The sequence below is a fragment of the Asticcacaulis sp. genome, from assembly GCF_027484505.1.
Lineage (GTDB): Bacteria > Pseudomonadota > Alphaproteobacteria > Caulobacterales > Caulobacteraceae > Asticcacaulis.
The window spans coordinates 1-23,853 of the sequence record NZ_JAIXSV010000156.1 but is presented as its reverse complement, the minus strand read 5'-3'; the positions used below and the strand labels follow the sequence as shown (position 1 = coordinate 23,853).

The window sequence follows — 23,853 nt, the reverse complement described above, 5'->3', positions numbered from 1 at the left end:
CAAACACCTCCTGAGAAAGGCGGCCGAACGAACCAAGGAAAACGTCTGGAGAAAGATCGGCAAACTCATTGACTTCTTTCCTCCACACGAATGCGCAAACTACTTCACGAACTCAGGATGTGCTTCAACCTAAAATCATAACGCTCTAGACCAGCAAATCCTGACTTTCGGACGAGCGTTTCAGCCACGCGACCGCATAGCCGCAGATGGGATGCACTTTCAGGCCGCTGGCGCGGGCATGGGCAGCGATGCCCTTCATCAGGTCGCCGGCCGCGCCAGAACCGCGCAGTTCCGGCGGCGCAAACACGTAGTCGATATTCAGCACCGCACCTTGCAGATGATAGTCGGCATAGGCGGTGTGTCCGTCGCGGCTCAGCTCAAAGCGGCTTTGGGTGGCATTGTCAGTGATATGGCTCATGGTGGCCTCCTTCATTCAGAGATGGGAAGGATCAGGTCTAAGCGCCAGAGCGTAAAAAGAAGAGAGGAAGGGTTCAGGTGGAGGGGCGGAGTGATGCGCCGCCTTTTAAGGCGGCTTACCCCTTCGGTGTTGGCGGCCCTTCGACGAAACCATTAAAAAAGGCTCTCCGGAGGGAGAGCCTTTTTTAATGGTGGAGCTAAGCGGAGTCGAACCGCTGACCTCTTGAATGCCATTCAAGCGCTCTACCAACTGAGCTATAGCCCCATCTCATTTCGATGGTCTCGTTGGCGTCGCCGCCGCTGAGGTCGCGACTTCTAGGACAAGGCATTTTGACATGCAAGCGCTTTTTCGAAGTTTTTTTGATTTTTTCACAGGTCCGTGAAGAGGGGCGGTGAGCGCCATGAAAAAAGCCGCGAAGCGTAAACTTCGCGGCTTTTTCTATCCTGTGACGGACGATCAGATGTCGTCTTCGTTGCCTTCGCCGGGCAGACCGTCGATGTCTTCGTCGAAGGTGTCATCCTCATCGTCTTCGAGGAAGGGCACATCATCGGCATCGTCATCAGCCAGATCGGCGTCTTCGATATCCATATCGACCGGATCGGGCGCGACGCGGGCCGGATCGGCGGGATCAAGCTCATCGTCTTCGTCGGCCAGAAGCGTGTCATCGGCGACCACTTCGTCGATTTCCGGCGTGACGATTTCCGGTTCTTCGTCTTCGTCCTCTTCGCCGGGGGTCTTGCCCTTGACCTGATCTTCGGCCTCATCGTCCATTTCGTACTCGTCCGGCGCGACCGGGCGGACGCGGGTACGACGGGTGCGCAGCGCTTCTTCGGGATCGAACTCGAAAGCGCATTTGGGGCAGTGGGCCGGACGTTTATTCAGGTCGTAGAACTTGGCCGTGCAATTCGGACAAATCTGTTTGGTGCCAAGGGCGGGATCAGCCACGGAGCGTCCTCATAAAGTGGAAAACTATAAAGCTTTGGCCTCCCTTGCCACCAGATCGCGCGCCTGTCAAAACGGATTTTCGGCATTTTGCTCCTTTTTATGACCTTCTGTATGCGGGTTTATCCTGAGGGTAGGCGAGGGAAGGGGGTTGCGGGCTTTGTCAGGCCTATCTAAAAGCGGCCCTTATGACGCAATCCCTCATCATCGCCTTCGACGGTCCCGCGGCCTCCGGTAAGGGGACGCTGGCCTCTGTCATTGCGCAGGATTATGGCCTGCCTATGCTCGATACCGGCCTGATCTATCGCGCCGTTGGGTATCTACGGGCGCAGCAGGGGCTGACGCTCGAAGACGTGCCGCAACTGGTCGAGATCGCGCGGACGCTGGATACGCAAACGCTCGATAATCCGGACCTACGCGGTCGCGACGCCGGCGAATGGGCCTCACAGGTGGCCGCCATTCCCGACGTGCGTGAAGCCCTGAAACGCTTTCAGATAGATTTTGCCCATCAGCCGGGCGGGGCCGTGCTCGATGGCCGCGATATCGGCACGGTGATCGCGCCCGATGCGGCGGTCAAAATCTTCGTCACCGCCCGCGCCGAGGTGCGGGCCCACCGCCGTTGGCTGCAACTGGTGAAGAGTAATCCCGATCTGGCCTATGAGGATGTTCTGGCAGATATCCGCCTGCGCGATGAGCGCGACTCGTCGCGGTCTTCGGCCCCCTTGTCCATGGCTGACGATGCCGTCTTGCTTGATACGACCGATTTAGGTATAGAGGCGGCCATCGAACATGCGCGACGCATCGTGAAGGACCGCCGCGGCTCTTTTTAAAAGGGCCAATCTCACCGGCGCTCTTTTATCAGGCAGGATCACGAACGGCGCTTCGCGGAAACCCTATCCGGGCATCCGGCATGTGACATTCCCTTAAAAAAGCCGCTGTCCGTGTGGCCGAAGCCGTGCGCTTCGCCGTTCCTGTCCGCTTACGCCGTCTTCGTCACGGCCACGCCTCAGCGCCAACCCAAACTGAGATTACATGAGCGATTATAATCCGTCGCGTGACGATTTCGCGGCCCTTCTGGACGAATCCCTGCACGGCCGTGACATGCTCGAAGGTCAGGTCGTACACGGTCTGGTCGTCGGCCTGGAAAAGGACTTCGTTATCGTCGATGTCGGTCTGAAGACCGAAGGCCGCGTTTCGCTGAAGGAATTCGGCTCGGACGCCGCCAGCATCAAGACCGGCGACACCGTCGAAGTCTATCTGGAACGCGTCGAAAACGCCATGGGCGAAGCGGTCATCAGCCGTGAGAAGGCCCGTCGCGAAGAAGCCTGGACCCGCCTCGAAGCCATCTTCAACCGTGGCGAGCCGGTCATGGGGACCATCGTTGGCCGCGTCAAGGGCGGCTTCACCGTCGATATGGACGGCGCTTCGGGCTTCCTGCCCGGTTCGCAGGTCGATATCCGTCCGGTGCGCGACATCGCCCCGCTGATGGGCAAGGAACAACCCTTCGCCATCCTCAAGATGGACCGTCCGCGCGGCAATATCGTCGTGTCGCGTCGCGCCATCCTCGAAGAAGCCCGTGCCGAACAGCGCACCGAGCTGGTCGGTCAGCTGGCCGAAGGCGAAATCCGTGACGGCGTCGTCAAGAACATCACCGACTACGGTGCGTTCGTTGACCTCGGCGGCATTGACGGCCTGCTGCACGTTACCGACATGTCGTGGAAGCGCGTCTCGCATCCGTCGCAGGTCCTCAATGTCGGCGACAGCGTCCGCGTCCAGATCATCAAGATCAATCCGGACACGCAGCGTATCTCGCTGGGCATGAAGCAACTGCAATCCGATCCGTGGGACGGTGTCGAAGCCAAGTACCCGGTCGGTGGCAAGTTCACCGGTCGCATCACCAACATCACTGACTACGGCGCGTTCGTTGAGCTGGAGTCGGGCGTTGAAGGTCTGGTGCACGTTTCGGAAATGTCGTGGACCAAGAAGAACGTCCATCCGGGCAAGATCGTTTCGACCTCTCAGGAAGTCGAAGTGGTCGTCCTCGAAGTCGATGCCGGCAAGCGCCGCGTGTCGCTGGGCCTCAAGCAGGCTCAGAACAATCCGTGGGATGACTTCCTGTCCAAGCACCCGATCGGTTCGGTGATCGAAGGCGAAGTGAAGAACGCGACCGAATTCGGTCTGTTTGTCGGCTTCGAAAACGACATCGACGGCATGGTCCACCTCTCCGACCTCGACTGGAACGTCGCGGGCGAAGAAGCCATCGCCAAGTACAAGAAGGGCGACATCGTCAAGACCAAGGTTCTGGACGTTGACGTCGAAAAGGAACGCATCTCGCTGGGTATCAAGCAACTCGGCGGCGATCCGATGTCGGGCGACACCTTCCGTAAGGGCCAGACCGTGACCGTTACCGTCACCGAAGTCACTTCGGGCGGTATCGAAGTCAAGTTCGGCGAAGACGATGCCCCGGTGTCGGCCTTCATCCGCAAGTCGGACCTGTCGCGCGACCGCAACGAGCAGCGCGTCGAGCGCTTTGCCGTGGGTGACCGCGTCGATGCCCAGATCACCAATGTCGATAAGGCCGCCCGCAAGGTGTCCGTCTCGATCAAGGCTCTGGAAATGGCCGACGAAAAGCAGGCCATCGAGCAGTACGGCTCTCAGGACTCCGGCGCTTCGCTGGGCGACATCCTGGGCGCGGCCCTGCGCGGTTCGACCAAAGAGTAAGCCTTTCAGACCTAACGGTCTTTAATGCGGCCCCCGCTTTTCAGCTTCGCAAGAACTGAAAAGCGGGGGCTTTTTTTGTGCGCCGCAGCGCCTCACAGGCGCGACTTCGTGCGGATGAGCGCATATTTCGTATACATTTCGTCTCAACGGCTATTAATTTTTGAAACAACCCCTTGAAGCGGCTTTCGTTTTCGATCATGCTCGTAAGATGATGTGCTGGCGGGTGTCCGGCTGCGTTGCAACGTGGTCATAAGATTCAAGACCGTGGATCACCGGACGCCTATATATTTCGAACCTGTGTTCGGGGGATAAGATGTTAAAATCGGAACTGATCGAGCGTTTGGCGTCCGAATATCCGCATATGACGCAGAAAGACGTCGAACGGATCGTCAATCTGATTCTGGAATCCATGATCGAGACGCTCGAAAAGGGTGGCCGGGTCGAACTGCGCGGTTTCGGCGCCTTTTCGGTGCGTTCGCGTCCGGCGCGCGTGGGTCGTAACCCGCGCACCGGTGAGGCCGTATCGGTGCCGGCCAAGCACGTGCCGTTTTTCAAAAGCGGTAAGGAACTGCGCGAACGCCTGAACCTGTCGGGCGATGACAACGAATAAAATAAACACATAAACAGAGGGGGTGCCTGTGAGCATTGTTTCAGAATTCAAAACCTTCCTGATGCGCGGCAATGTCATCGATCTTGCGGTCGGTGTCGTCATCGGTGGCGCGTTCGGCAAGATCGTGTCATCGCTGGTGGACAATATCATCATGCCGCCGATCGGTCTGCTGACCGGCGGCGTGGATTTTTCGGACCTCAAGCTGGTCCTGAAAGCCGCCGTGGGTGACACGCCCGAAGTCGCCATCAGCTATGGCCTCTTCATCAACACGCTGATTCAGTTTGTGATTATCGGCGCGGCCATCTTCATGGTGGTTAAGGCGATCAACCGCCTCTTCCCGCCGCCCGCCGCCCCCGCGGCCGATCCGGGGCCTTCGGAGAAGGACCTGCTGGCCGGTATTCTTGAAGAGTTGAAGAAGAAATAAGTCAGAAGGCGCGGTGAATTCCGCGCCTTTTCTTTTACCCAAACAGCGTGGTCAGGCCGATCAGTTCCAGATCACGCGCGCGAATGAGATAGACCGGTATGTCCTGCATATAGCCGCGCAGTCGCCCCTTGTCATTGAAGCGTGCCTCAAAGGTTTGCCAGTCAATCAGGTCGCTGATCAGTTCCACATACTCACCGGCCAGATAGATGCCGCCGCGTGCGCCCAGCATCAGGGCCGTATCGGAGGCCATAGCGGCCAGAAAGCCCTGACTGAGGCTGACGGCTTCAAGCGCCCGCGCATCGCCGGTATGGGCAAGGGCGACCACCTCGGAAGCATTGACGCGGCGGTTATCGCCGGCGTCCACCTGTCCCAGAATTTCGTAGATTTCCGCCAGACCCTGGATACTGACGACGCGTTCGCGCGACACGTGACCGTACTTGCGTTCCAGGTGCTCAAAAACCTGCGCTTCGCGGGGCGTTGTCACCGCCAGATCGGCATGGCCACCTTCGCAGGGCAGTACCGTCGGATGTCCCAGATCGTCCATTATAATGGCGGCCAGCCCCAGCCCGCGCCCGGCCCCGACAAGAGCTCTCACCTGCCCGTCCTCACCTTCGCCGCCGCAGACCTTTACCAGTTCGGAGGTGAACAGTCGCTCGACGGCCATGGCCTTACATACGCAGTCATTGACGACGTGCAGGCGCTGAATATTCAGAAGCTCACGCAGGTGCTGCCGGTCAATGCGATAGCCGTGGTTGGGCATGGAAAAGCCGCCATCCACCTCCCAGCCGCAGGCCGAAACCGCGGCGGCCATCAGTTCAGGCTGGTTGTTGGCTTCGAGGAAATCGACTATGGAAGCGTTGAATTCTTCGATCGACTTGCATGGATACAGCGTGGCCTCTGTCGGGCGCGCCCCCGGCGTTACCAGCGCCAGCTTCATGTGGGCACTGTTGGAGAGGTCGCTCAAAAGAACGGCGGTCATATACTATCCCCTGTACGGTGCGCCGTTGTCCGACGCGTTTTATGTGAGTCGAGAATTAGCGCGCTAATTCTTGATTTTTCTTAAAGCTCGGCGCATCTGATATAAAAATCAAGGCGCTTCATGACGATTAAGGCGAAAATCTGCGGTATAACGGATGATGATAGCGCTCGCATAGCGATAGATGACAGCGCTGGCATGTTGGGCTTCATCTCATTTCCGAAAAGTCCCAGGCATCTTGACCTGGACCGCATGGCACAGTTGATTGCAAATGCGACTTCCTATACTGCGCACATGAATAAAAAAACGCAGTGCGTCAGTGTTGTGGTCGATCCGGACGATGCGCTGCTTGAAGCCATTGCGCAAAACGTGCGTCCGGACCTGATCCAGCTACATGGCCATGAAAGCCCTGAGCGTGTCCGCCATATCCGCGCGCGCTTTGGTATTCCGCTCATCAAGGCCATCAGTGTCGAAAGTCGCGCCGATGTGCTGGCGGCGGCGGCCTACGAAGATGCGGTTGACCACCTCCTGTTCGACGCTAAACCGCCGAAGGATGCCGCCCTGCCCGGTGGGGTCGGGGCGCGCTTTGACTGGACGCTGATGGAAGGCTACCCGTCGTTACGCCCGTGGCTGCTGGCCGGCGGGCTCAACCCCTGGAATGTCGCCGAGGCGGTTTCACAGTCGAAAGCGAAAATGGTCGATGTTTCTTCTGGTGTTGAGCGGGCACCGGGACTAAAAGACGCAGCACTGATCTCTCAGTTTCTTAAAGCCGTAAAAGGGCTTTAATCCAGAAGGACCTGTCACCGTGGATGATGCCATCCTGACCAATCGCTACAACATGCCGGACGCCAAGGGCCGTTTCGGTGAGTTCGGCGGGCTTTATGTCCCCGAAACCCTCATGCCGCTCGTTCTCGAACTGGGCGAAGCATGGGCGCAGGCGAAACAGGATGAGGCCTTCTGGGCGGAGTATCATCACCTTCTTAAATACTTCGTCGGTCGCCCCAGCCCGCTGTATCTGGCGGAACGCCTGACCGAGTATTTCGGTGGCGCCAAAATCTATTTCAAGCGCGAAGAGCTGAACCACACCGGCGCGCACAAGATCAATAACTGCATCGGTCAGATCCTGCTGGCGCGCCGTATGGGCCGCACGCGCATCATCGCCGAAACCGGGGCCGGTCAGCACGGTGTGGCCTCGGCCACCGTGTGCGCCAAGTTCGATCTTCCGTGTACGGTCTATATGGGCGCGCTGGACGTTGAGCGTCAAAAGCCCAATGTTTTCCGTATGCAACTGATGGGCACCAAGGTGCACCCGGTGACCAACGGCAATGGTACGCTGAAGGACGCCATGAACGAGGCGCTGCGTGACTGGGTCACCAATGTCCACGACACCTATTATATGATCGGTACCGCTGCCGGTATGCACCCCTATCCGGAAATGGTTCGCGACTTCCAGACCATCATTGGCAAGGAGACGCGCCAGCAGATTCTGGAGGCCGAAGGCCGCCTGCCCGACGCTGTGATCGCCTGCGTCGGCGGGGGCTCGAACGCCATCGGCATGTTCCACCCCTTCATCGATGATGAGAGCGTGAAGATTGTCGGCGTCGAAGCCGCTGGTCACGGGCTGGATGTCTATAACGGCCACGCCGCCTCGTTGAATGGCGGCCGTCCGGGCGTGCTGCACGGCAACCGCACCTATCTGCTTCAGGATGAGGACGGTCAGATTCTCGAAGGTCACTCGATCTCGGCTGGTCTCGACTATCCGGGCATTGGGCCGGAACACGCGCACCTGTTCGATACGGGTCGCGCGCGTTACGTCTATGCCACCGATGAAGAAGCTCTGGAGGCTTTCCAGCTCACCTCGCGCCTCGAAGGCATTATTCCGGCGCTCGAATCCTCGCACGCTATCGCCCGCCTGGGCGATCTGGCCAAGGAGGTCGGTAAGGGCGGCGTCGTCGTGCTCAACCTGTCGGGTCGGGGCGACAAGGACATTTTCACCGTCGCCAAGGCGCTCGGTCAGCAAATGGGGAATCTCTAACCGTGTCAGTCGCGCGTATCGACGCCCGCTTCGCCCAGCTTAAGGCGGAGAACCGGGCGGCTTTTGTCTCCTACATAATGGCCGGCGATCCGGACCTTGACACCTCTTTCGACGTGCTTAAGGGGCTGGTTGAGGCCGGTGCCGATATTATCGAACTGGGTTTCCCCTTTTCCGATCCGATGGCGGAAGGCCCGATCATTCAGCTGGCGGCCGAACGCTCTTTGAAGAACGGTACGAAGATGGCGGACGTCTTTGCGCTGGCTTCACGCTTTCGTGAATCGGACGCCGAAACGCCGCTGATTCTGATGGGCTATATGAACCCGGTCGAGAATATGGGCTATCCGGCCTTTGCCGAAGCCTGTGCCAAGGCGGGCGTCGATGGGGTGATTATCGTCGATTGTCCGCCCGAAGAAGCCGAGCGTCTGATTGATGCGCTGGATGCCGCTGATGTGGCGCTGATCCGCCTGATCACGCCAACCAGCGACGACAACCGTCTGAAAACGCTGGTGAAGCGCACCAAGGGCTTTGTCTATTACGTCTCGGTGGCGGGCGTCACCGGCGTCAAGGAAGTCAATGCCGAAGGTATCCGTGAGGCCGTGGCCCATGTGCGTGAGGTCGCCAACCTGCCCGTCGTGGTCGGCTTCGGCATCAAGACGCCGGAGCGCGCCGCCGAAGTGGCCCGTATCGCCGACGGCAGCGTTGTCGGTTCGGTTCTGGTGGACGCAATAGCGAAATCTTTACTTGAAAATTCCCCATCCAGCACAAAAGTGCTGGAAACCGCGAGCCTTTTGGCTCAGGCTGTCCGTAACGCGAGAAACTAGGCCCTCAAACTGTGGAAGCCGGCGAATGAAAGGGTTCGTTAACCCTTTATTGGCACGGCTCACCGCAGAAAAACGCATAGATTTTTGAGCGCCTCCGGAGTTAGTGACCTTACATGGCCATTGCCGATAAATTAGCCAAGAGTAGACGCGCCTTGACGAATACCGCCCGACCCACGGACCGCCGCGACAGCGGTGGATGGCTCGCCAAGATTGCCCCCGGCGTCTCCAAATTTGTGTCCAAGCGTGAAACGCCCGAAAATCTGTGGGTCAAGGACCCGGATACGGGCGAGATGATCTATCGCCCCGACCTCGAAGCGTCGCTGTGGGTGACGCCGACCGGTCGGCACATGCGCATCAATGCCCAGACGCGTCTGTCCTTTACCTTCGACAACGGCGAATATGAGGCGCTTGATACGCCCGCCGTGCCCGAAGACCCGCTGCATTTCTCGGACGGCAAGCCCTATGCGCAGCGCCTGAAGGCCGCGCGCGAGGCGTCGGGTGCCAAGGACACCATGCAGATCGGCTATGGCAAGGTATCGGACGTGCCCTGCGTCGTGCTGGTGCAGGACTTCACCTTCATGGGCGGTTCGCTCGGCATGGCGGCCGGCGAAGCCTTTATTGCCGCCTGCCGTTACGCGGTTGAACGCAAGGTGCCTCTGGTGGCCATCACGGCTTCGGGCGGGGCGCGGATGCAGGAGGGCACCCTGTCCCTGATGCAGCTGGCGCGCACGACGCTGGCCATTCAGGAGCTAAAGGCCGCGCAACTGCCCTATATCGTTGTCCTGACCGACCCGACCACGGGCGGCGTGTCGGCCTCCTACGCCATGCTGGGCGACATTCATCTGGCCGAGCCGGGCGCGCTGATCTGCTTCGCCGGGCCGCGCGTGATCGAAACTACCATCCGCGAAAAGCTGCCCGAAGGCTTCCAGCGGGCCGAATACCTTGTAGATAAGGGCATGGTGGACCGCGTTGTTCCGCGTGCGGAGCTTCCCGAAGTTCTGGGGGCGCTGATGTCCATGCTGATGGATGGCAAACGCCGGCAGGGTCATTGACCCTGCACCCCTAATTTGGCGCAGGTGACGAGGGGGAGCCTGTGAAATTTGATCGCTACTGGCCGCTAATAAAATCCGTTTGCGCGTGCATTATTGGGGCCGGCGTGGCCGCGTTTGGGTTTATATTGAGCGTGGCAATTGCGGGTGTGGGAGACGATATAGGCGATCCACAGCAAATACCAAAGATATTAGCGTTTGTCTTTTCAATGTCTGCCCTCATTCCATTTGCTCTTGTTTTTGCTTGCACCGCTTTACCTATGTTGATCATTGGTCTGCCCGTTCAAGCGCTTTTGCAGAAGTACCACCAGACGAGTTATTGGGTTCATGCCATTTTCTCGGTTGTGGGCGGATCGCTTGCGTCTTTGTTTTTGTTTCCCAGCCTGCCATTAGCGGGTTTTTGTGCGGCTATAGGGTTTGCCGCGGGCTCCGTGGCATGGCTTATTCGCCGACCGGATAAGGATGCCTTGCCGGCAAAGGCGGCTCACGGATAGGTGTGGCATCGGGCTTACCTATCCGCTAAGAATTTGCGTCTTTACTCCTACCTACCGAAGGTGGGGAGGGGGAATATCCAGCCCGCAGGGCGCAGATAGGGGAGGGGTATTCGCAAGAGCCCAATGGCTTACCCCTCCGTCTCGTCGCTCCGCGCCGATCCACCTCCCCACGACGTAGGGAGGAGGGAGTATGTATGACCGACCGACTTTTGCCCTTCGATGCGCCGCTGGAGCGGCTTAAAGCGCTTCACCCTAAGAAGATCGACCTGACGCTGGATCGTATGCTGCGGGTGTGCGAAGCGCTGGGCAATCCTCAGGAGCGCATGCCGCCGGTTATCCATGTGGCGGGTACCAATGGCAAGGGTTCGACCCTGGCGCTTTTGCGGGCCATAGCTGAGGCGCAGGGCTTGCGCGTGCACGTCTATACCTCGCCGCATCTGGTGCGTTTTGCCGAACGCATCCGCGTGGCCGGTCATCTGATTACGGACGATTATCTGGCCGATGTGTTGGATCGCGTTGAAAAGGCCAATGCCGGTCAGCCTTTGACTTTTTTTGAAGCGACAACAGCGGCGGCCTTTCTGGCCTTTGCGGAGGTCGAGGCCGATGTCCTTCTGCTCGAAACCGGGCTTGGTGGTTTGCTGGATGCCACGAATATCATCCGTGCACCGAAGATCAGCATTATCACGCCCATCGACTATGACCATCAGGCCTTTCTGGGCAATGACCTGACCACCATCGCCAAGCAGAAGGCCGGGATTATCAAGCCCGGTTGCCCGGTCATCAGCGCGCGTCAGGCCGATGAGGCCGAAGCGGTAATCGAACGCGCTGCACTCAAGGCACGCAGCCCGCTCTATACGGCCGGGCAGGGGTTTGAGGCGCATGAGGAAAACGGCCGCCTCGTTTTTCAGGACGAAGACGCCTTACTCGACCTTAGCCTGCCGCGTCTGCCCGGCGCGCATCAGATCGACAATGCGGCGCTGGCCATCAAGGCGGCGCGCCTGATGGGCTGGTCGTCCGAGGCCATGGATCAGGGCTTGCAGACCGCTGTCTGGCCCGCACGGATGCAGCGTTTGAAAGCCGGACCTCTGGTGGCGGCGCTTCCGGAAGGTTCTGAATTGTGGCTCGATGGCGGGCATAACCCGCACGCCGCGCGGGCTTTGCGCGCCCATATCGACCGGCTTCAGGCGCGTGATGCCAAGCCGCTGCATTTGATCTGTGGACTGATCAATACCAAGGACGCGACCGAGTTTTTCGCGCACTTCAAAGGGCTTGAGGCCAGGATTACCTGCGTCGCCTTTTCGTCTGAGGCCGTAATTCCGCCGGCGGAACTGGCGGCCAAGGCGGCCCAAAGCGGCTTTGTAGCGAGCGTCGCGGACAGTGTAACCGATGCCGTGGTGCATATCACCGCCGGCCCGACGCGCGTGCTGATCTGCGGGTCGCTCTATCTGGCGGGGGATGTGCTGGCTCTGTCGCCCGATACCTGGCCCAGTTAAGGGGGGGGGCCAAAGAAAGCATCATGTGCCCCCACAAACCCTGTAACCAAAGAAAAAGCCTCGCTCTGGAAGCGAGGCTTTTTCTTTGGTAGAAGATCTGGGGCCGCAGGCCCCAGACCCCGTTAGCTGTCGAGGAACGAGCGCAGTTTGCGCGAGCGGCTGGGGTGTTTCAGCTTGCGCAGCGCCTTGGCCTCGATCTGACGGATACGTTCGCGCGTCACCGAAAACTGCTGACCGACTTCTTCGAGGGTGTGGTCGGTGTTCATGCCGATCCCGAAGCGCATCCGCAGCACGCGCTCCTCACGCGGCGTCAGAGACGCCAGAACGCGTGTCGTGGTTTCGCGCAGGTTCGACTGGATCGCCGCGTCGATAGGCAGGACGGCGTTCTTGTCTTCGATGAAATCGCCGAGGTGCGAATCCTCTTCGTCCCCGATGGGGGTTTCGAGCGAGATCGGTTCCTTGGCGATTTTCAGAACCTTGCGCACCTTCTCCAGCGGCATGGCCAGCTTTTCGGCCAGTTCTTCCGGCGTCGGTTCACGGCCGATTTCATGCAGCATCTGACGTGAAGTGCGCACGATCTTGTTGATCGTTTCGATCATGTGCACCGGGATACGGATGGTGCGCGCCTGATCGGCAATCGAGCGCGTGATGGCCTGACGAATCCACCAGGTGGCATAGGTCGAGAACTTGTAGCCGCGACGATATTCGAACTTATCGACGGCCTTCATCAGGCCGATATTGCCTTCCTGAATCAGGTCAAGGAATTGCAGACCGCGGTTGGTGTACTTCTTGGCAATCGAGATAACGAGACGCAGATTGGCTTCGACCATTTCGGTCTTGGCCTGACGGGCCTCGCGCTCACCCTTCTGCACCGTCTGCACGATGCGACGATAGTCATCGACGGCCACGCCCATATCGGTGGCCAACTGGATGATGTCGGTGCGGATACGGCCAATGGGACCGGCTTCGTTGTCGGCAAACTTCTGCCAGCGCACACCCAGAGCGCGCACTTTGTCCGTCCACTGAGGATCAAGCTCGCGGTGATAGTAGTTTTGCAGAAACTCCTGACGCGAAATGCCGTAGGAGTCTGCCAGACGCAGCAGGCGGCCTTCCAGCGACATCAAGCGCTTGTTGATCGTATAAAGCTGTTCGACCAGCGCTTCGATACGCTGATTGTTGAGCTTCAGCGTCTTGAGGTGTCGCGTAATCGCCGAGGTGACTTCATCATAGGCCACCTTGTCCGCCGGATCGACGGGCGATCCTTCGAGGCGCGCGCCCAGAATGCGTTCCTGAAGACCGCGATAGGTTTCAAACTCACCGGCAATGGCGTCGAGTGTCGCCATCACGCCTTCGCGCAGTTCCGATTCCATAGCTGACACCGAAGGACCGGCGCCGTCGTCGAAATCGTCTTCCTCTTCTTCTTCCGGCTGAGGCTTCTTCTCTTCCTCATCCATCGGGACGTAGTCGTCTTCGTCCTCGTCGTCGCCATCCGCCTTTTTCTTCGGCTCCGGCTTTTTGGCCTCAACCTTGGGCTCCGGCTTCGGTTCGGGCTTGGGCTCAGGGGCCTTTACGACGGGCTCAGGCGCGCGCATGGCGATCGGCGCGTCGGCATCCTCTTCTTCCGCGTCGTCGTCCAGCGCCCCCGGAGGCGGGCCTTCCGACGGACCGCCGCCATAGGTGCCTTCGAGGTCGATGATTTCACGCAGCAGGATGCGGCCCGACTCCAGTTCTTCGCGCCAGATCATGATGGCTTCGAAGGTCAGGGCCGATTCACACAGGCCACGGATCATGGTGTCACGACCGGCTTCGATGCGCTTGGCGATGGCGATTTCGCCTTCGCGCGACAGAAGCTCGACCGAGCCCATTTCGCGCAAATACATGCGCACAGGGTCATCGGTGCGGTCATAGGACGAGGTCTTTTCGGCGACGACCACGCCGCCGGTTTCCTCGCGGACCGCGATTTCGCCACCCTCCGTCGCTTCCTCTTCGGAATCGACGACGTTCACGCCCATCTCGGTGAGCATGGCCAGGGTGTCTTCGATCTGCTCCGAAGTAAACTCTTCGGACGGCAGCACCTTGTTCAGCTCGTCCATCGTGACGTAGCCGCGGGCCTTCGCATTCTTAATGAATTTCTTGACGCCGGCATCGGTCAGGTCGAGAAGGGGGCCGTCAGAGGGCGTATCGGCTTCGGGTTTGTCCGTCGCTGTGCTCATCTATCTCTCCGCCCATGACGCAGCCGTCATGAGACCTTGGAACCAGATGCGGCATTTTTGCCGCACCAAACCTATATTTACGAAGAAGATCAACGAAGTCTTAACCTAGACGTCGCTTTCCGCTTCAAAAATTTGTCCGCTTTTCAAGGCTTTGCGCAAACTGTCGCGTTCCTGCTTGGTCCGGACGAAAATTTCAGCATCAAATTCTGCCGAAGCGTCGTCACGGGCTGCCTTCAACGCACGATCCAAGGCCGTCAAACGCGCGAACGCATTGAACGCTTTGATCCAGCCGGCCTGCGCATCTGCGAGAGTTGTGTCCTGTGCGAGGATTGGCGAGGCCGATCTGAGGGCCGCCTTTTGTATCTCGCTCAACAATGCGCCGAAACCTTGATTTTGCAGATGGCGGTTCACAGCGCCTGAGTCAAGGGGGCTTGTGGAAAAACTTAAAGCGACCAGAGCGCGAACCAGTCCGTCGAGCGCCGGATCGCCAAGCCCATAGGATTCCAGCGCTTCCATATGATCAAACATCCAGTCGGGATGATCGAGCAGCCCCTGCGCCAGCGCCGCCGCCATCGGATCGAGCGCCTTCGACAGGGCACGGGCGGCCTGCTGACCTTCGGGCGTGGCGATGGTTGGCGGCTCAATCAGGCGGCCCTGCGCGTCGCGTCGCGGGAAGCGAGTGCGGCCTTGCGCTCCCTGAAAACCGGCCTGAAACCCCGGTTGAAAGGCCTGCGGCTGGCGCTGGAACAAGGCGTCGTAGCGCGCCATCAGGTCCTGCCGATAGGAGTCGGCCAGGTCCTTGTCTTCGATCTGCGCCGCCAGTGCTCGCAGCCGCTTGCGCAGGCCCGCCTTGCGCTCTGGCGTATCGAGCGGCTCCAGCTCCAGTTCGCGTTTGAACAGCACCTCGACAAAGGGCTGGGTCTCGCTGAGGGACTCCCGCAGCGCCAGTGCGCCCTTTTCGCGCAGGACGTCGTCCGGGTCCTTGCCGCCGGTGATCAGGCAGACCTTGAACGACTTGCCCGGCTTGAGTTTCGGCAGGGCACGGTCCAGCGCGCGGTTGGCGGCGCGCATTCCGGCCTTGTCACCATCGAAGCACAGGGTGGGCTCCGGATGGCGACGCCACAAAATATCGATCTGTTCTTCGGTCAGGGCGGTGCCCAGCGGAGCGACGGCGGCGATCTGCGCCCGCTGGCAAGCCAGAACGTCCATATAGCCTTCGACCACAACCAGTTCCGGCCCCGTCTGGCTCGAACCGAGGATTTTCAGCGCCTTGGGCAGGCCGTACAGCAGCGACCCCTTGTGAAACAGCGGCGTTTCCGGTCCGTTGAGATATTTGGCCTTTTCGTCGGGATCGAGCGCCCGCCCGCCGAACGAGACGATCTTTGAGCGCGCGTCTTCGATAGGGAACATCAGGCGGTTGCGAAAACGGTCATAGGGGGCCTTGCCCTCAATCTCGATCAGAAGCCCACATTCGACCAGTTCGGAGACCTTGGCCCCCTTCTGCACCAGCGCGTCTTTCAGCGCCGTCTGCTCCTTTGGCGCGTAGCCCAAACCGAAATGCGCCACGTCCTGATCGCTGAGGCCGCGTTTTTTCAGATAGTCACGCGCGGCCTTGGCGCCCGGCGTATTGTCGTGCAGGCGGGCGGCAAACCATCGGGCCGCCAGTTCCATCCAGTCGTTCAGCGATTGTCGCTTCTGTTCGGCCTGCGCGGCCTGCGGGGTTTGCACCGGCAGGGCCATGCCGGCTTCGCTGGCCAGCCGTTCGACCGCTTCGACAAAGCTCAGACGCTCCGTCTCCTGAAGGAAGGAGATGATGTCACCGTGTTTGCCGGAGGAGAAATCATGGAAAAACCCCTTCTCGTCATTGACGTAGAAGGAGGGTGTTTTTTCCTTGGAAAAGGGCGACAGGCCGACCCATTCGCGACCATTGCGGCGCAGCTTGACCGCCTTGCCAATGACCTCAGATGGCCGCAAGCGGGATTTCAGTTCTTCCAGAAAACGATCGTCGAAGCGCACGGATTACATATACGCCTTGCGCCCGGAAAGAAAAGAGAAAGCGGTCAAGGCGGCTTTGCTCACGCCGAGAAAAGCGGCTCCACCTTATCAAAATAACGGTTGGGTTTAACGAGCAGTCCATCCTTGGCGAAGATATGATTGAAGCGGCCGATAGCGCCCATACCGATAATCCCGTCATCCAGTTCAAAACCGCTGGTGCCCTCAGGGTCCAACAAGGTCACAGGCGCGCCCTTGATTGGAAAGCCCCCTATCTCCAGCGAGTCCGCGTGTACAAAGCGTGATTTCACCTTGTCTCCATGCACGCCCGCGGCAACCCGATTTTCAGGGTTTGCAAACCGGTCCCACAGCTTGCGCTCACGCACGAAACGGGAATGCAAAATCAGGGCCTGCGGCGCGCCCGTATCGAGCAGGCAGTTGGCCTTTATGCCGTCAATCATAACATCGACGTATATTTTTTCGCCCGCACCCTGCTGCTCGCGTCGGCTGGGCCACGGATGATACCCGGTAATGTCAAATTTTTCGCCGCCGGACGGGAAGTGAATGCGCGAGGCTTCAAAATCGAGCTGGCTGGGCACCCCCGTCAGAAAACCCGTAGCCAGAAAGCCCTCGTAATCACGGCTTTCGAGTATTTCCAGTCCGCCCATGGCCATGGCCTTGACACGAAAGCTCTCGCCGAAGACCACATCTGTGGCCTCGTAGATTTGGGTGTAATCGCTACCGCCAAGGCCGGATGTGCGCATACTCTCGACACGGCGCAGGCCCAGCTTACGGGCCAGAGATGGACGGATACCGCTGATGAAAGCACCGGTATCTATGAAGAAGTAGAATGGCCCCTGGTTATGAATGGTGAGGCTTGTCATTATCCGTCGCGATCGGGTGACCGCGATTGGAACTGAAATCTCCTGAGCCTGAGCCGTGGACGCGCTGATTAACCCGAGGCCCGACAATCCTGTCAGACACTGACGTTTGGTGAGCATCTTTTCCCCTCCCCGTTATGTTACGGTTGCGGCTACAGCTCTCACGCGTTCAGGTGGATGTCAAGGGATCGAAATAGGTCTGACCGGAGGCGATATCGCGGTGATAGTCGAGGCGGCGATAAAAGGCTTCAGGGTCTTTCGGTTTCACCACCCACGACGGGTCGTGGTTGAGCAGATCGTACAGCCGCGTCAGGGTAAAACGCACGGCAGACCCACGCGCAAACAGCGGCAGGGCGGCGATTTCAGCCTCTGACAGCGGGCGCTCATCGTGATAACCCTGCACAAAGGCGGCGATCATGTCGGGTAGGGGTTGCCCGCCCGGCGTAAAGCCCCAGGCGTTCAGCGCCACAGCCAGATCGTAGGCATAGAAGTCGGTGCAGGCATAGTAGTAGTCGATCACGCCGGTGACCCGCCCCTCATCATCCATCAGCACATTGTCAGTAAAATAGTCGGCATGGATGGCCCCTGACGGCAGATCAGTCGGCCAGCGCGTTTTCAGCCATGCCACCTCCGCACGGAAATCGGCCAGCAGGGCCTCGGCGCGGGCAGATTGGGCGGCGCGCGGTTCGCAACGGCCGATCAGGGCGTCCCAGTGCGCAATGCCCATGCTGTTTTCGCGTGTCTGAGCGAAGTCGCGGCCAGCCTCATGCAAACGGGCCAGATATTGACCCGCCGAGGTGGCGTGCCGCGTATCGGGATTGCGTGGCCAGCGTCCGGGCAGCCATCTGATCAGGGCGCACGGCTTGCCATTGATACGACCCACCGTCGTCCCGTCTGTCATGATCGCCGGGCCGGGGGCCGGATAGCCCTTCTGATCCAGATGCAGGGTATAGTCCATGAAATAGGGCAGGTCTTTTTCGGGCGTCGCGGCCTCGAACAGGGTCAGGGCATAAAGCCCCGTCGTCGTTTCCACCTTGAAATTGGTATTGGAGACGCCTTCCTCTATGCCTTCCAGATGGATCAGGTCGCCGATCTCATAGCGGCTCAGATAGGCGCGGGCCTCTTCCAGAGATACCTTGGTAAAAACGGCCATATGCCCGAACGCCCCTAATGTCTTGTGTCTCTCCTGATCCGCAGGCGAGGTCAAAAGCCTATACGCAATGCGATGCCCGTTCGACAATAGGGGCGTTGATCCAGGGTCCTGCGTCATTCGCACCGCCGTCCGAAGATTGACCACTCTCAAAGCCTTGTCCTATAAGGACGCGCGCTGATCTGTAAGTCGCGCTAAACCCGCCGGTGAGAATCTATCGCTTGGGATTGCGGCTTAAATCCCATAGAGCGCTTTCCGAAAAGTGTACCGCACTTTTCGGGCTAAAAAGCGCGCCAAACCAAAAATTTAGAGCGTTATTTCGGTTCAATTTGAACGAAATACGCTCTATGCGCAAAGGCGAAAACAGGAGTTGTTTCGTGGCCAGGACCGTTTCTTCCGTACTCGACCTTGTGGGCAATACGCCGCTGATCCGCCTCAAACGCGCGTCAGAAGAGACGGGCTGCGACATCTATGGCAAGGCGGAATTCCTCAATCCGGGGCAGTCGATCAAGGACCGCGCCGCCTTGTGGATCATCCGTGATGCCGAGGCGAAGGGCCTGCTGAAACCCGGCGGCACCATTGTCGAAGGCACGGCCGGCAATACCGGTATCGGTCTGGCCATGGTCGCCAATGCGCTGGGTTATAAGGCTGTCATCGTCATTCCGCGCACACAGGCGCAGGAAAAGAAGGACGCCATCCGCATGTTGGGCGCGAAGCTCATCGAGGTGGATGCCGTTCCCTATTCCAATCCGGACAACTATGTCCGTTATTCCGGGCGTCTGGCCGAAGAGCTGGCGAAGACGGAACCGGGCGGGGCCATCTGGGCCAACCAATTTGACAATGTGGCCAATCGTCAGGCCCATATCGACGGCACCGCCCCCGAAGTGTGGGCACAAACGGACGGCAAGATCGACGGCTTTATCTGCTCGGTCGGGTCCGGCGGTACGCTGGCCGGTATGGCGCTGGGGCTGCGGGCGTTCAATCCGGCGATACAGATCGGTCTGGCTGATCCGTTCGGTGCGGCCCTGTTCAGCTACTACACGACGGGCGAACTGAAATCCGAAGGCACCTCGATCACCGAAGGCATCGGTCAGGGGCGCATCACCGCCAATCTGGAAGGCCTGACGCCGGACTTCACCTGTCAGGTGGCCGACGAGGAATGGCTGCCGGTGCTTTACGATCTCGACCGCTACGAAGGCCTGCTGGTCGGCGGTTCGGCGGCGCTGAATGTCGCCGGCGCGATCAAGATGGCCAAAGCTATGGGGCCGGGCAAGACCATCGTCACCGTGCTGTGCGACTATGGCAACCGCTACGCCTCCAAGATTTTCAACGCCGAATTCCTGAAATCCAAAGATCTGCCCGTCCCGCCGTGGAGCGAGGGGTGAGAGCTGCGTTAACGGCGCTTTCGAAGTTTAATCTCCTCCCCTGCGGAGCGGGGGAGGTGTCGCGGCATGTCCGCGACGGAGGGGGCGCGACGCAATTCGGCGATACCCCACCCACCGCTTCGCGGTCCTCCCTCCCCGCTATGGCAGGGAGGGAGGTAAGTCTATATTCCCTGTGCGGCAAAGACCGGTCTGTCCTGCGGCTGAGCGGAGGCGTGGCCCAGATCGCGCGCCTGCGCCCGCAACCAGTCCATGAAGCGCACCTGCGCCATCGACGGTTCGCGCGTTTGCGGCCACACCAGATGATAGCCGAAGCTGATGGGCGCGTCCTTTTCGTTGAACAGGCCGCGCAGACGACCGGCGCGCAGATCGGCCTCGGCAATGGTGCGCTTGGCCAGAGCCACGCCACGACCGGCCACAGCGGCTTCGATCACCATATGGCTTTGGTTGAAGCGCGGTCCGCGCGTGGCGTCGATCTCATCGGCCCCATGCGCCTTGAGCCACATGGCCCAGTCGGGATCGGACGGGTCGAGGTCCGAGGAGACGTCGTGCAACAGCGTGTGGTGGGCCAGGTCCGCGGGTTTGCGGATCGGCGCGGCCTCATACAAGGCGGGCGAGCAGACGGGCAGGACAGCTTCTTCGAGCAGATGCTCGACATTCAGCCCGTTGTAATTGCCCGTGCCATAGCGGATGGCCAGATCAATGTCCGAGACCGCGAAATCGGTCGGGGCCATATCCGCCGACACCCACACATCAATGTCCGGATTGGCCGCCGAAAAGTCGCCCAGACGCGGCATCAGCCATTTGGCCGCGAAGCTGGGGGCCACCGACACGGTGACGCGGCCCTTTTGTTGAGTCTGACGCATGATGCGCGTCGCTTCGAACATCTTTTCAAAGGCTTCTTTGAGGATGATCGAGGAGGCCTTACCGGCATCGCTCAGCACCACACGGCGGCCGTCGCGCACAAACAGCTCGACACCGACGTGCTCTTCCAGCAAGCGGATTTGCTGAGACACGGCGCCGGGTGTAACGAACAACTCCTCGGCGGCGTGCTTGAAACTTTCGTGGCGCGCGGCGGCTTCGAACACCCGAAGCGCCGACAGCGGCGGCAGACGGTCACGCGACATTGAAAACTATCCAATCTAAACCCAGCGCTCTATATAGCGCATCCATCGTTTAACAAATCTAATCTTTGCGTTCCGGAGACAAAAATGAGTGACGCGCACCCGTCCCCCGCTATCGAAGTCCTCGAAGCCGGTCAGGCCTGGGAAACCGATGCCGTGATCATCGGCGCCGGCCCGGTGGGCCTGTTTGCCGTGTTTGAGCTGGGCCTGCTCGATATCAAGGCGCATCTGATCGACATTCTCGACAAGGTGGGCGGTCAGTGCGCCGAGCTTTATCCGGAAAAGCCGATCTACGACATTCCGGCATGGCCGATCATCACCGGTCAGGAAATCACCGATCGTTTGCTGGAACAAATCGCGCCGTTCGGTGCCAAATACCACCTCGGCGAAATGGCCGTGGCCGTTGAAAAGCTTGAGCAGGAAGACGGCACGACCAAGTGGAAGGTGACGACCGATCAGGGCACGTCGGTCATCGCGCGCTGCATTCTGATCGCCGCCGGCGGTGGCTCGTTCCAGCCGAAAAAGCCGCCGATCCCCGGCATTGACGGCTTTGAAAACATCGGTGCGGGTATTGGCGTGCACTACGCCGTGCGCAAGATGGAAGCCTTCCGCGGCAAGCGCATCGTCATTTCGGGTGGCGGGGATTCGGCGCTCGACTGGACGCTCAACCTGCAACCCATCGCCGAGCGCGTGACCCTGATGCACCGCCGTGACGACTTCCGCGCCGCCCCGCACAGCGTGGCGCAGATGCGCAAGCTGGTCGAAGAGGGCAAGATGGACCTGATCATCGGTCAGGCCACGGCCCTGTCCGGCGAAACAGGTCACAAGCTGACCGGCGTCACCATCGAAGACAATGATGGCAAGGAAATCCACATCGACGCCGATACCTTCCTGCCCTTCTTCGGCCTGACCATGAAGCTGGGCCCCGTGGCGGAATTCGGCCTCAACCTGCACGAAAACCTGATCCCGGTGGATACGGAAAAGTTTGAAACCTCCACGTCGCAAATCTTCGCCATCGGTGACATCAACTACTATCCGGGCAAGCTGAAGCTCATCCTGTCGGGCTTCCACGAAGGCGCTCTGGCGGCGCAGGCCGTCTTCCGCTACGTCTTCCCGGACAAGAAGCTGCGCTTCCAGTACACGACCTCATCGTCGGACCTGCAAAAGAAGCTGGGCGTGAAATAGCGGGGCTGCGCTCAAACAGCGAAGCGAGAGCGCGCTATAGTTCCCATGCTCCGTACCCAGTGGAAATAGCCCCGTCTCAGTTCAAACTGAGGCGGGGTTTTATTTTTACCTCGTTGCGTTATGCTTGGGCTATGAAGCGCGACGAAGTCATTTCTGTTTTGCAGAGCCATCGCCCGGAGCTTGAACGGCTTGGGGTGCGTCGCGCTGCCCTGTTCGGGTCCGTCGCGCGAGATGCCCAAAGGCCAGACAGCGATATCGATATTCTGGTGGACCTTGATCCTGAGGCCCGCCTCGGCGTGTTTGAGTATGTGGGCATAGTTGAATTTATCCAGTCCCTGTTCAGTGTCCCGGTGGATGTCGCCAATTCGGTGAACTTGAAATCCTTTGTGAGGCCGACCATAGAACGGGAAGCGGTCTATGCGTTCTGAACGCGAACGTCAGGCTCTGACCGACATAGCGGAAAACATTGATCTCGCCCTTAGCTTTGGCGAGGGACTTGATGAAACGGCTTTTGCGACAGATCTCAAAAGCTATTACGCGGTCGTGCGTTGTCTGGAGATTATCTCCGAAGCCAGCCGCAAACTGTCGGATGAGTTAAAAGCACGCCATCCTGAACTGCCTTGGAAACAAATTGCGGGTTCGGGAAATATCTACCGCCACGATTACGGGAACGTCGCTCATAGCATGGTATGGATCACGCTACAGAAGGACCTGCCTCTGCTTAAAGCGGTTGTTGACGAGGAAGAGGCCTGAACTCTAACCGTTACAAAACTGTTGCCAAATCGCGCCACTATTCGACGTATGAAAATGTTGCGTCTCTTCCTGCTCAGCCTCTGCGTCTTACTACTGCCTTTTGCCGCCTCGGCTCAGGAGGATTGGGCTGATGAGGTCGTGGTGCGTGGCCGGGCGGCGGTCGGTCCGGCCTTGTGGCGCGTGTCGGATGACGACAGTCAGGTCATCATTATCGGCGTGCTGCCGGTGTTTCCCAAGAAGCAGGTCTGGAAGACGACGCGTATCGAAAATGCCCTGCGCGGGGCCAATGGGCTGATCACGCCACCGGATAACAGCACAGGCCCCGGCGACGTGTGGTCCCTGATGCGCAATAAGGGTTTGCCGGATGGCGGTCGGCTGAAAGACACCTTGCCCGGTGATCTCTATGCCCGTTATGAGGCCACGGCGCGTCGGGCAGGCGTATCCACCCGGGATTTTGCCAAAGACAAACCGGTCTGGGCAGGGGCGCGGTTGCGCCGCGAGGTGCTCCAGAAATATGGCCTCAGCGAGAATGAGCCGCTGACGACGATCAGGCGTCTGGCGCGCACCGCCGGCGTGTCGGCGCGCGCCGCCGGGCGTTACGACAGCGGGCCTTTGTTCAAGGCGGTCAATGCCATGAGCGAAGAGGCAAGCGAAGCCTGTCTGCGCTATACGCTGGACGATATCGACTTCGATATGGATCGCGCGCCGCGCGCGGCTCAGGCCTGGTCCGTCGGCGATATTCCGACGCTGCGCAGCCTCTATCAGGGCTCGGTGCTGATGAAGTGCCTGTCGGGATCACCCACCGCTACGGCGACGCTCAATCGCAGCATTAGCGATTCCGTCAGCGCCGTCAGTGACGCCCTGAACAGACCCGGCAAGACGGTCGCTGTCCTGCCCTTAGGCCAATTGTTGCGCAAAGGCGGCGTGCTCGAAAAGCTACGCGCCAGAGGCTACCGGGTGTCCGCGCCGGAAAACTGAGGCTAATCTATCCACTCGATAAAGGCCTTCACCGTTGTCACTGCGGCGGCAACGTCGGCGGGCATTTCGGTCAGAGTTTCCGTCAGGCCATAAAGATCGGTGATAGCGTCCGGGGCCTTGGGCTCAAAGCCCAAAGCCTCGGTCACAAAGGCCGGGAACTTGGCGGCGTGTGCCGTGGACAGAACGATCTGTCCACCCTTGGCCTCGCCCGT

Annotated in this window: 23 protein-coding genes, 1 tRNA gene and 1 pseudogene; 15 read left to right on the top strand and 10 right to left on the bottom strand. The window is 59.6% G+C overall.

Annotation, left to right across the window (positions count from 1 at the left end):
• Positions 1-145: 145 nt before the first annotated feature.
• The 3 genes from Q0072_RS10015 to Q0072_RS10005 form a co-directional block, all read right to left on the bottom strand.
• Positions 146-418 (bottom strand): GNAT family N-acetyltransferase, encoded by a 273-nt coding sequence (locus Q0072_RS10015; RefSeq protein WP_298329243.1) that lies wholly within the window; start codon positions 416-418, stop codon positions 146-148.
• 188 nt (positions 419-606) lie between these two features.
• Positions 607-682, bottom strand: a tRNA-Ala gene (locus tag Q0072_RS10010).
• A gap of 192 nt (positions 683-874) precedes the next feature.
• The gene (locus Q0072_RS10005) at positions 875-1,363 is read right to left on the bottom strand and encodes a TIGR02300 family protein (protein ID WP_298329240.1); all 489 of its coding nucleotides are present in this window, start codon (positions 1,361-1,363) and stop codon (positions 875-877) included.
• 185 nt (positions 1,364-1,548) lie between these two features.
• On the opposite strand from Q0072_RS10005, the gene cmk reads away from it, so the two are divergent.
• From cmk to mscL, 4 genes are all read left to right on the top strand, one after another.
• Complete coding sequence (gene cmk / locus Q0072_RS10000) at positions 1,549-2,190, top strand: (d)CMP kinase (protein WP_298329237.1); 642 nt, start codon at positions 1,549-1,551, stop codon at positions 2,188-2,190.
• 202 nt (positions 2,191-2,392) lie between these two features.
• Positions 2,393-4,081 carry a 30S ribosomal protein S1 gene (rpsA, locus tag Q0072_RS09995; protein ID WP_126422296.1) on the top strand — a complete coding sequence of 563 codons (1,689 nt, stop codon included), beginning with the start codon at positions 2,393-2,395 and terminating at the stop codon, positions 4,079-4,081.
• 313 nt (positions 4,082-4,394) lie between these two features.
• On the top strand, positions 4,395-4,691 hold the full coding sequence (locus Q0072_RS09990; RefSeq protein ID WP_013479844.1) for an integration host factor subunit beta: 297 nt from the start codon (positions 4,395-4,397) through the stop codon (positions 4,689-4,691).
• Between the two features lie 28 nt (positions 4,692-4,719).
• Positions 4,720-5,115, top strand: coding sequence for a large-conductance mechanosensitive channel protein MscL (gene mscL, locus Q0072_RS09985; protein ID WP_298329232.1), 396 nt, complete (start codon positions 4,720-4,722; stop codon positions 5,113-5,115).
• Between the two features lie 34 nt (positions 5,116-5,149).
• On the opposite strand, the gene Q0072_RS09980 is transcribed toward mscL, so the two are convergent.
• Positions 5,150-6,094: a glucokinase gene (locus Q0072_RS09980; RefSeq protein ID WP_298329230.1), complete on the bottom strand. Its 945-nt coding sequence runs from the start codon at positions 6,092-6,094 to the stop codon at positions 5,150-5,152.
• 120 nt (positions 6,095-6,214) lie between these two features.
• Here Q0072_RS09980 and Q0072_RS09975 point away from each other — a divergent pair, with 120 nt between their 5' ends.
• The 6 genes from Q0072_RS09975 (at position 6,215) to Q0072_RS09950 (ending at position 11,983) form a co-directional block, all read left to right on the top strand.
• Positions 6,215-6,877: a phosphoribosylanthranilate isomerase gene (locus tag Q0072_RS09975; RefSeq protein WP_298329227.1), complete on the top strand. Its 663-nt coding sequence runs from the start codon at positions 6,215-6,217 to the stop codon at positions 6,875-6,877.
• A gap of 52 nt (positions 6,878-6,929) precedes the next feature.
• Positions 6,930-8,126, top strand: a complete 1,197-nt coding sequence (gene trpB, locus Q0072_RS09970) for a tryptophan synthase subunit beta (RefSeq protein WP_298329246.1) — start codon at positions 6,930-6,932, stop codon at positions 8,124-8,126.
• A gap of 2 nt (positions 8,127-8,128) precedes the next feature.
• A complete protein-coding gene (gene trpA / locus Q0072_RS09965) occupies positions 8,129-8,947 on the top strand; it encodes a tryptophan synthase subunit alpha (RefSeq protein WP_298329224.1) in 819 nt (272 codons plus the stop codon).
• Positions 8,948-9,060: 113 nt separating this feature from the next.
• Positions 9,061-9,999 carry an acetyl-CoA carboxylase carboxyltransferase subunit beta gene (locus tag Q0072_RS09960; RefSeq protein WP_197723571.1) on the top strand — a complete coding sequence of 313 codons (939 nt, stop codon included), beginning with the start codon at positions 9,061-9,063 and terminating at the stop codon, positions 9,997-9,999.
• 41 nt (positions 10,000-10,040) lie between these two features.
• The gene (locus Q0072_RS09955; RefSeq protein ID WP_298329220.1) at positions 10,041-10,490 is read left to right on the top strand and encodes a hypothetical protein; all 450 of its coding nucleotides are present in this window, start codon (positions 10,041-10,043) and stop codon (positions 10,488-10,490) included.
• A 194-nt stretch (positions 10,491-10,684) separates the two neighbouring features.
• Positions 10,685-11,983: a folylpolyglutamate synthase/dihydrofolate synthase family protein gene (locus Q0072_RS09950; protein WP_298329218.1), complete on the top strand. Its 1,299-nt coding sequence runs from the start codon at positions 10,685-10,687 to the stop codon at positions 11,981-11,983.
• A 122-nt stretch (positions 11,984-12,105) separates the two neighbouring features.
• On the opposite strand, the gene rpoD is transcribed toward Q0072_RS09950, so the two are convergent.
• From rpoD to Q0072_RS09930, 4 genes are all read right to left on the bottom strand, one after another.
• A complete protein-coding gene (gene rpoD, locus Q0072_RS09945; RefSeq protein ID WP_298329216.1) occupies positions 12,106-14,196 on the bottom strand; it encodes an RNA polymerase sigma factor RpoD in 2,091 nt (696 codons plus the stop codon).
• A gap of 105 nt (positions 14,197-14,301) precedes the next feature.
• Entirely contained in the window at positions 14,302-16,212 is a 1,911-nt protein-coding gene (gene dnaG, locus Q0072_RS09940; RefSeq protein WP_298329214.1) for a DNA primase, read from the bottom strand.
• 59 nt (positions 16,213-16,271) lie between these two features.
• Positions 16,272-17,189: an aspartyl protease family protein gene (locus tag Q0072_RS09935; RefSeq protein ID WP_298329212.1), complete on the bottom strand. Its 918-nt coding sequence runs from the start codon at positions 17,187-17,189 to the stop codon at positions 16,272-16,274.
• A 49-nt stretch (positions 17,190-17,238) separates the two neighbouring features.
• On the bottom strand, positions 17,239-18,222 hold the full coding sequence (locus Q0072_RS09930) for a homoserine kinase (protein ID WP_298329209.1): 984 nt from the start codon (positions 18,220-18,222) through the stop codon (positions 17,239-17,241).
• 374 nt (positions 18,223-18,596) lie between these two features.
• Between Q0072_RS09930 and Q0072_RS09925 the strand changes: the two genes are divergently transcribed.
• Positions 18,597-19,604, top strand: a complete 1,008-nt coding sequence (locus Q0072_RS09925) for a cysteine synthase A (RefSeq protein WP_298329206.1) — start codon at positions 18,597-18,599, stop codon at positions 19,602-19,604.
• Between the two features lie 161 nt (positions 19,605-19,765).
• Here the strand turns inward: Q0072_RS09925 and gcvA are convergent, their stop codons facing one another.
• The gene (gcvA, locus tag Q0072_RS09920; protein ID WP_298329203.1) at positions 19,766-20,728 is read right to left on the bottom strand and encodes a transcriptional regulator GcvA; all 963 of its coding nucleotides are present in this window, start codon (positions 20,726-20,728) and stop codon (positions 19,766-19,768) included.
• An 84-nt stretch (positions 20,729-20,812) separates the two neighbouring features.
• Between gcvA and Q0072_RS09915 the strand changes: the two genes are divergently transcribed.
• The 4 genes from Q0072_RS09915 (at position 20,813) to Q0072_RS09900 (ending at position 23,641) form a co-directional block, all read left to right on the top strand.
• On the top strand, positions 20,813-21,910 hold the full coding sequence (locus tag Q0072_RS09915; RefSeq protein ID WP_298329200.1) for an NAD(P)/FAD-dependent oxidoreductase: 1,098 nt from the start codon (positions 20,813-20,815) through the stop codon (positions 21,908-21,910).
• 131 nt (positions 21,911-22,041) lie between these two features.
• On the top strand, positions 22,042-22,338 hold the full coding sequence (locus Q0072_RS09910; RefSeq protein WP_298329197.1) for a nucleotidyltransferase family protein: 297 nt from the start codon (positions 22,042-22,044) through the stop codon (positions 22,336-22,338).
• Entirely contained in the window at positions 22,328-22,663 is a 336-nt protein-coding gene (locus Q0072_RS09905; RefSeq protein WP_298329194.1) for a HepT-like ribonuclease domain-containing protein, read from the top strand. Before Q0072_RS09910 ends, Q0072_RS09905 begins: the two co-directional genes overlap by 11 nt.
• Positions 22,664-22,717: 54 nt before the next feature.
• Positions 22,718-23,641 carry a TraB/GumN family protein gene (locus Q0072_RS09900; protein WP_298329192.1) on the top strand — a complete coding sequence of 308 codons (924 nt, stop codon included), beginning with the start codon at positions 22,718-22,720 and terminating at the stop codon, positions 23,639-23,641.
• 2 nt (positions 23,642-23,643) lie between these two features.
• Here the strand turns inward: Q0072_RS09900 and Q0072_RS09895 are convergent.
• Positions 23,644-23,853: pseudogene (locus Q0072_RS09895) on the bottom strand (threonine synthase); the annotation flags it as partial.

What these genes read in the sequence shown, in the direction of transcription:
- rpsA (WP_126422296.1), top strand. Translation starts at nt 2,393, where the DNA reads ATGAGCGATTATAATCCGTCGCGTGACGATTTCGCGGCCCTTCTGGAC.
- trpB (WP_298329246.1), top strand. Translation starts at nt 6,930, where the DNA reads ATGCCGGACGCCAAGGGCCGTTTCGGTGAGTTCGGCGGGCTTTATGTC.
- Q0072_RS09930 (WP_298329209.1), bottom strand. Translation starts at nt 18,222, where the DNA reads ATGGCCGTTTTTACCAAGGTATCTCTGGAAGAGGCCCGCGCCTATCTG.
- Q0072_RS09915 (WP_298329200.1), top strand. Translation starts at nt 20,813, where the DNA reads ATGAGTGACGCGCACCCGTCCCCCGCTATCGAAGTCCTCGAAGCCGGT.
- Q0072_RS09910 (WP_298329197.1), top strand. Translation starts at nt 22,042, where the DNA reads ATGAAGCGCGACGAAGTCATTTCTGTTTTGCAGAGCCATCGCCCGGAG.
- Q0072_RS09950 (WP_298329218.1), top strand. Translation starts at nt 10,685, where the DNA reads ATGACCGACCGACTTTTGCCCTTCGATGCGCCGCTGGAGCGGCTTAAA.
- gcvA (WP_298329203.1), bottom strand. Translation starts at nt 20,728, where the DNA reads ATGTCGCGTGACCGTCTGCCGCCGCTGTCGGCGCTTCGGGTGTTCGAA.
- Q0072_RS09900 (WP_298329192.1), top strand. Translation starts at nt 22,718, where the DNA reads ATGTTGCGTCTCTTCCTGCTCAGCCTCTGCGTCTTACTACTGCCTTTT.
- Q0072_RS09935 (WP_298329212.1), bottom strand. Translation starts at nt 17,189, where the DNA reads ATGCTCACCAAACGTCAGTGTCTGACAGGATTGTCGGGCCTCGGGTTA.
- rpoD (WP_298329216.1), bottom strand. Translation starts at nt 14,196, where the DNA reads ATGAGCACAGCGACGGACAAACCCGAAGCCGATACGCCCTCTGACGGC.
- cmk (WP_298329237.1), top strand. Translation starts at nt 1,549, where the DNA reads ATGACGCAATCCCTCATCATCGCCTTCGACGGTCCCGCGGCCTCCGGT.
- Q0072_RS10015 (WP_298329243.1), bottom strand. Translation starts at nt 418, where the DNA reads ATGAGCCATATCACTGACAATGCCACCCAAAGCCGCTTTGAGCTGAGC.
- Q0072_RS09975 (WP_298329227.1), top strand. Translation starts at nt 6,215, where the DNA reads ATGACGATTAAGGCGAAAATCTGCGGTATAACGGATGATGATAGCGCT.
- Q0072_RS09905 (WP_298329194.1), top strand. Translation starts at nt 22,328, where the DNA reads ATGCGTTCTGAACGCGAACGTCAGGCTCTGACCGACATAGCGGAAAAC.
- Q0072_RS09990 (WP_013479844.1), top strand. Translation starts at nt 4,395, where the DNA reads ATGTTAAAATCGGAACTGATCGAGCGTTTGGCGTCCGAATATCCGCAT.
- Q0072_RS09980 (WP_298329230.1), bottom strand. Translation starts at nt 6,094, where the DNA reads ATGACCGCCGTTCTTTTGAGCGACCTCTCCAACAGTGCCCACATGAAG.
- Q0072_RS09960 (WP_197723571.1), top strand. Translation starts at nt 9,061, where the DNA reads ATGGCCATTGCCGATAAATTAGCCAAGAGTAGACGCGCCTTGACGAAT.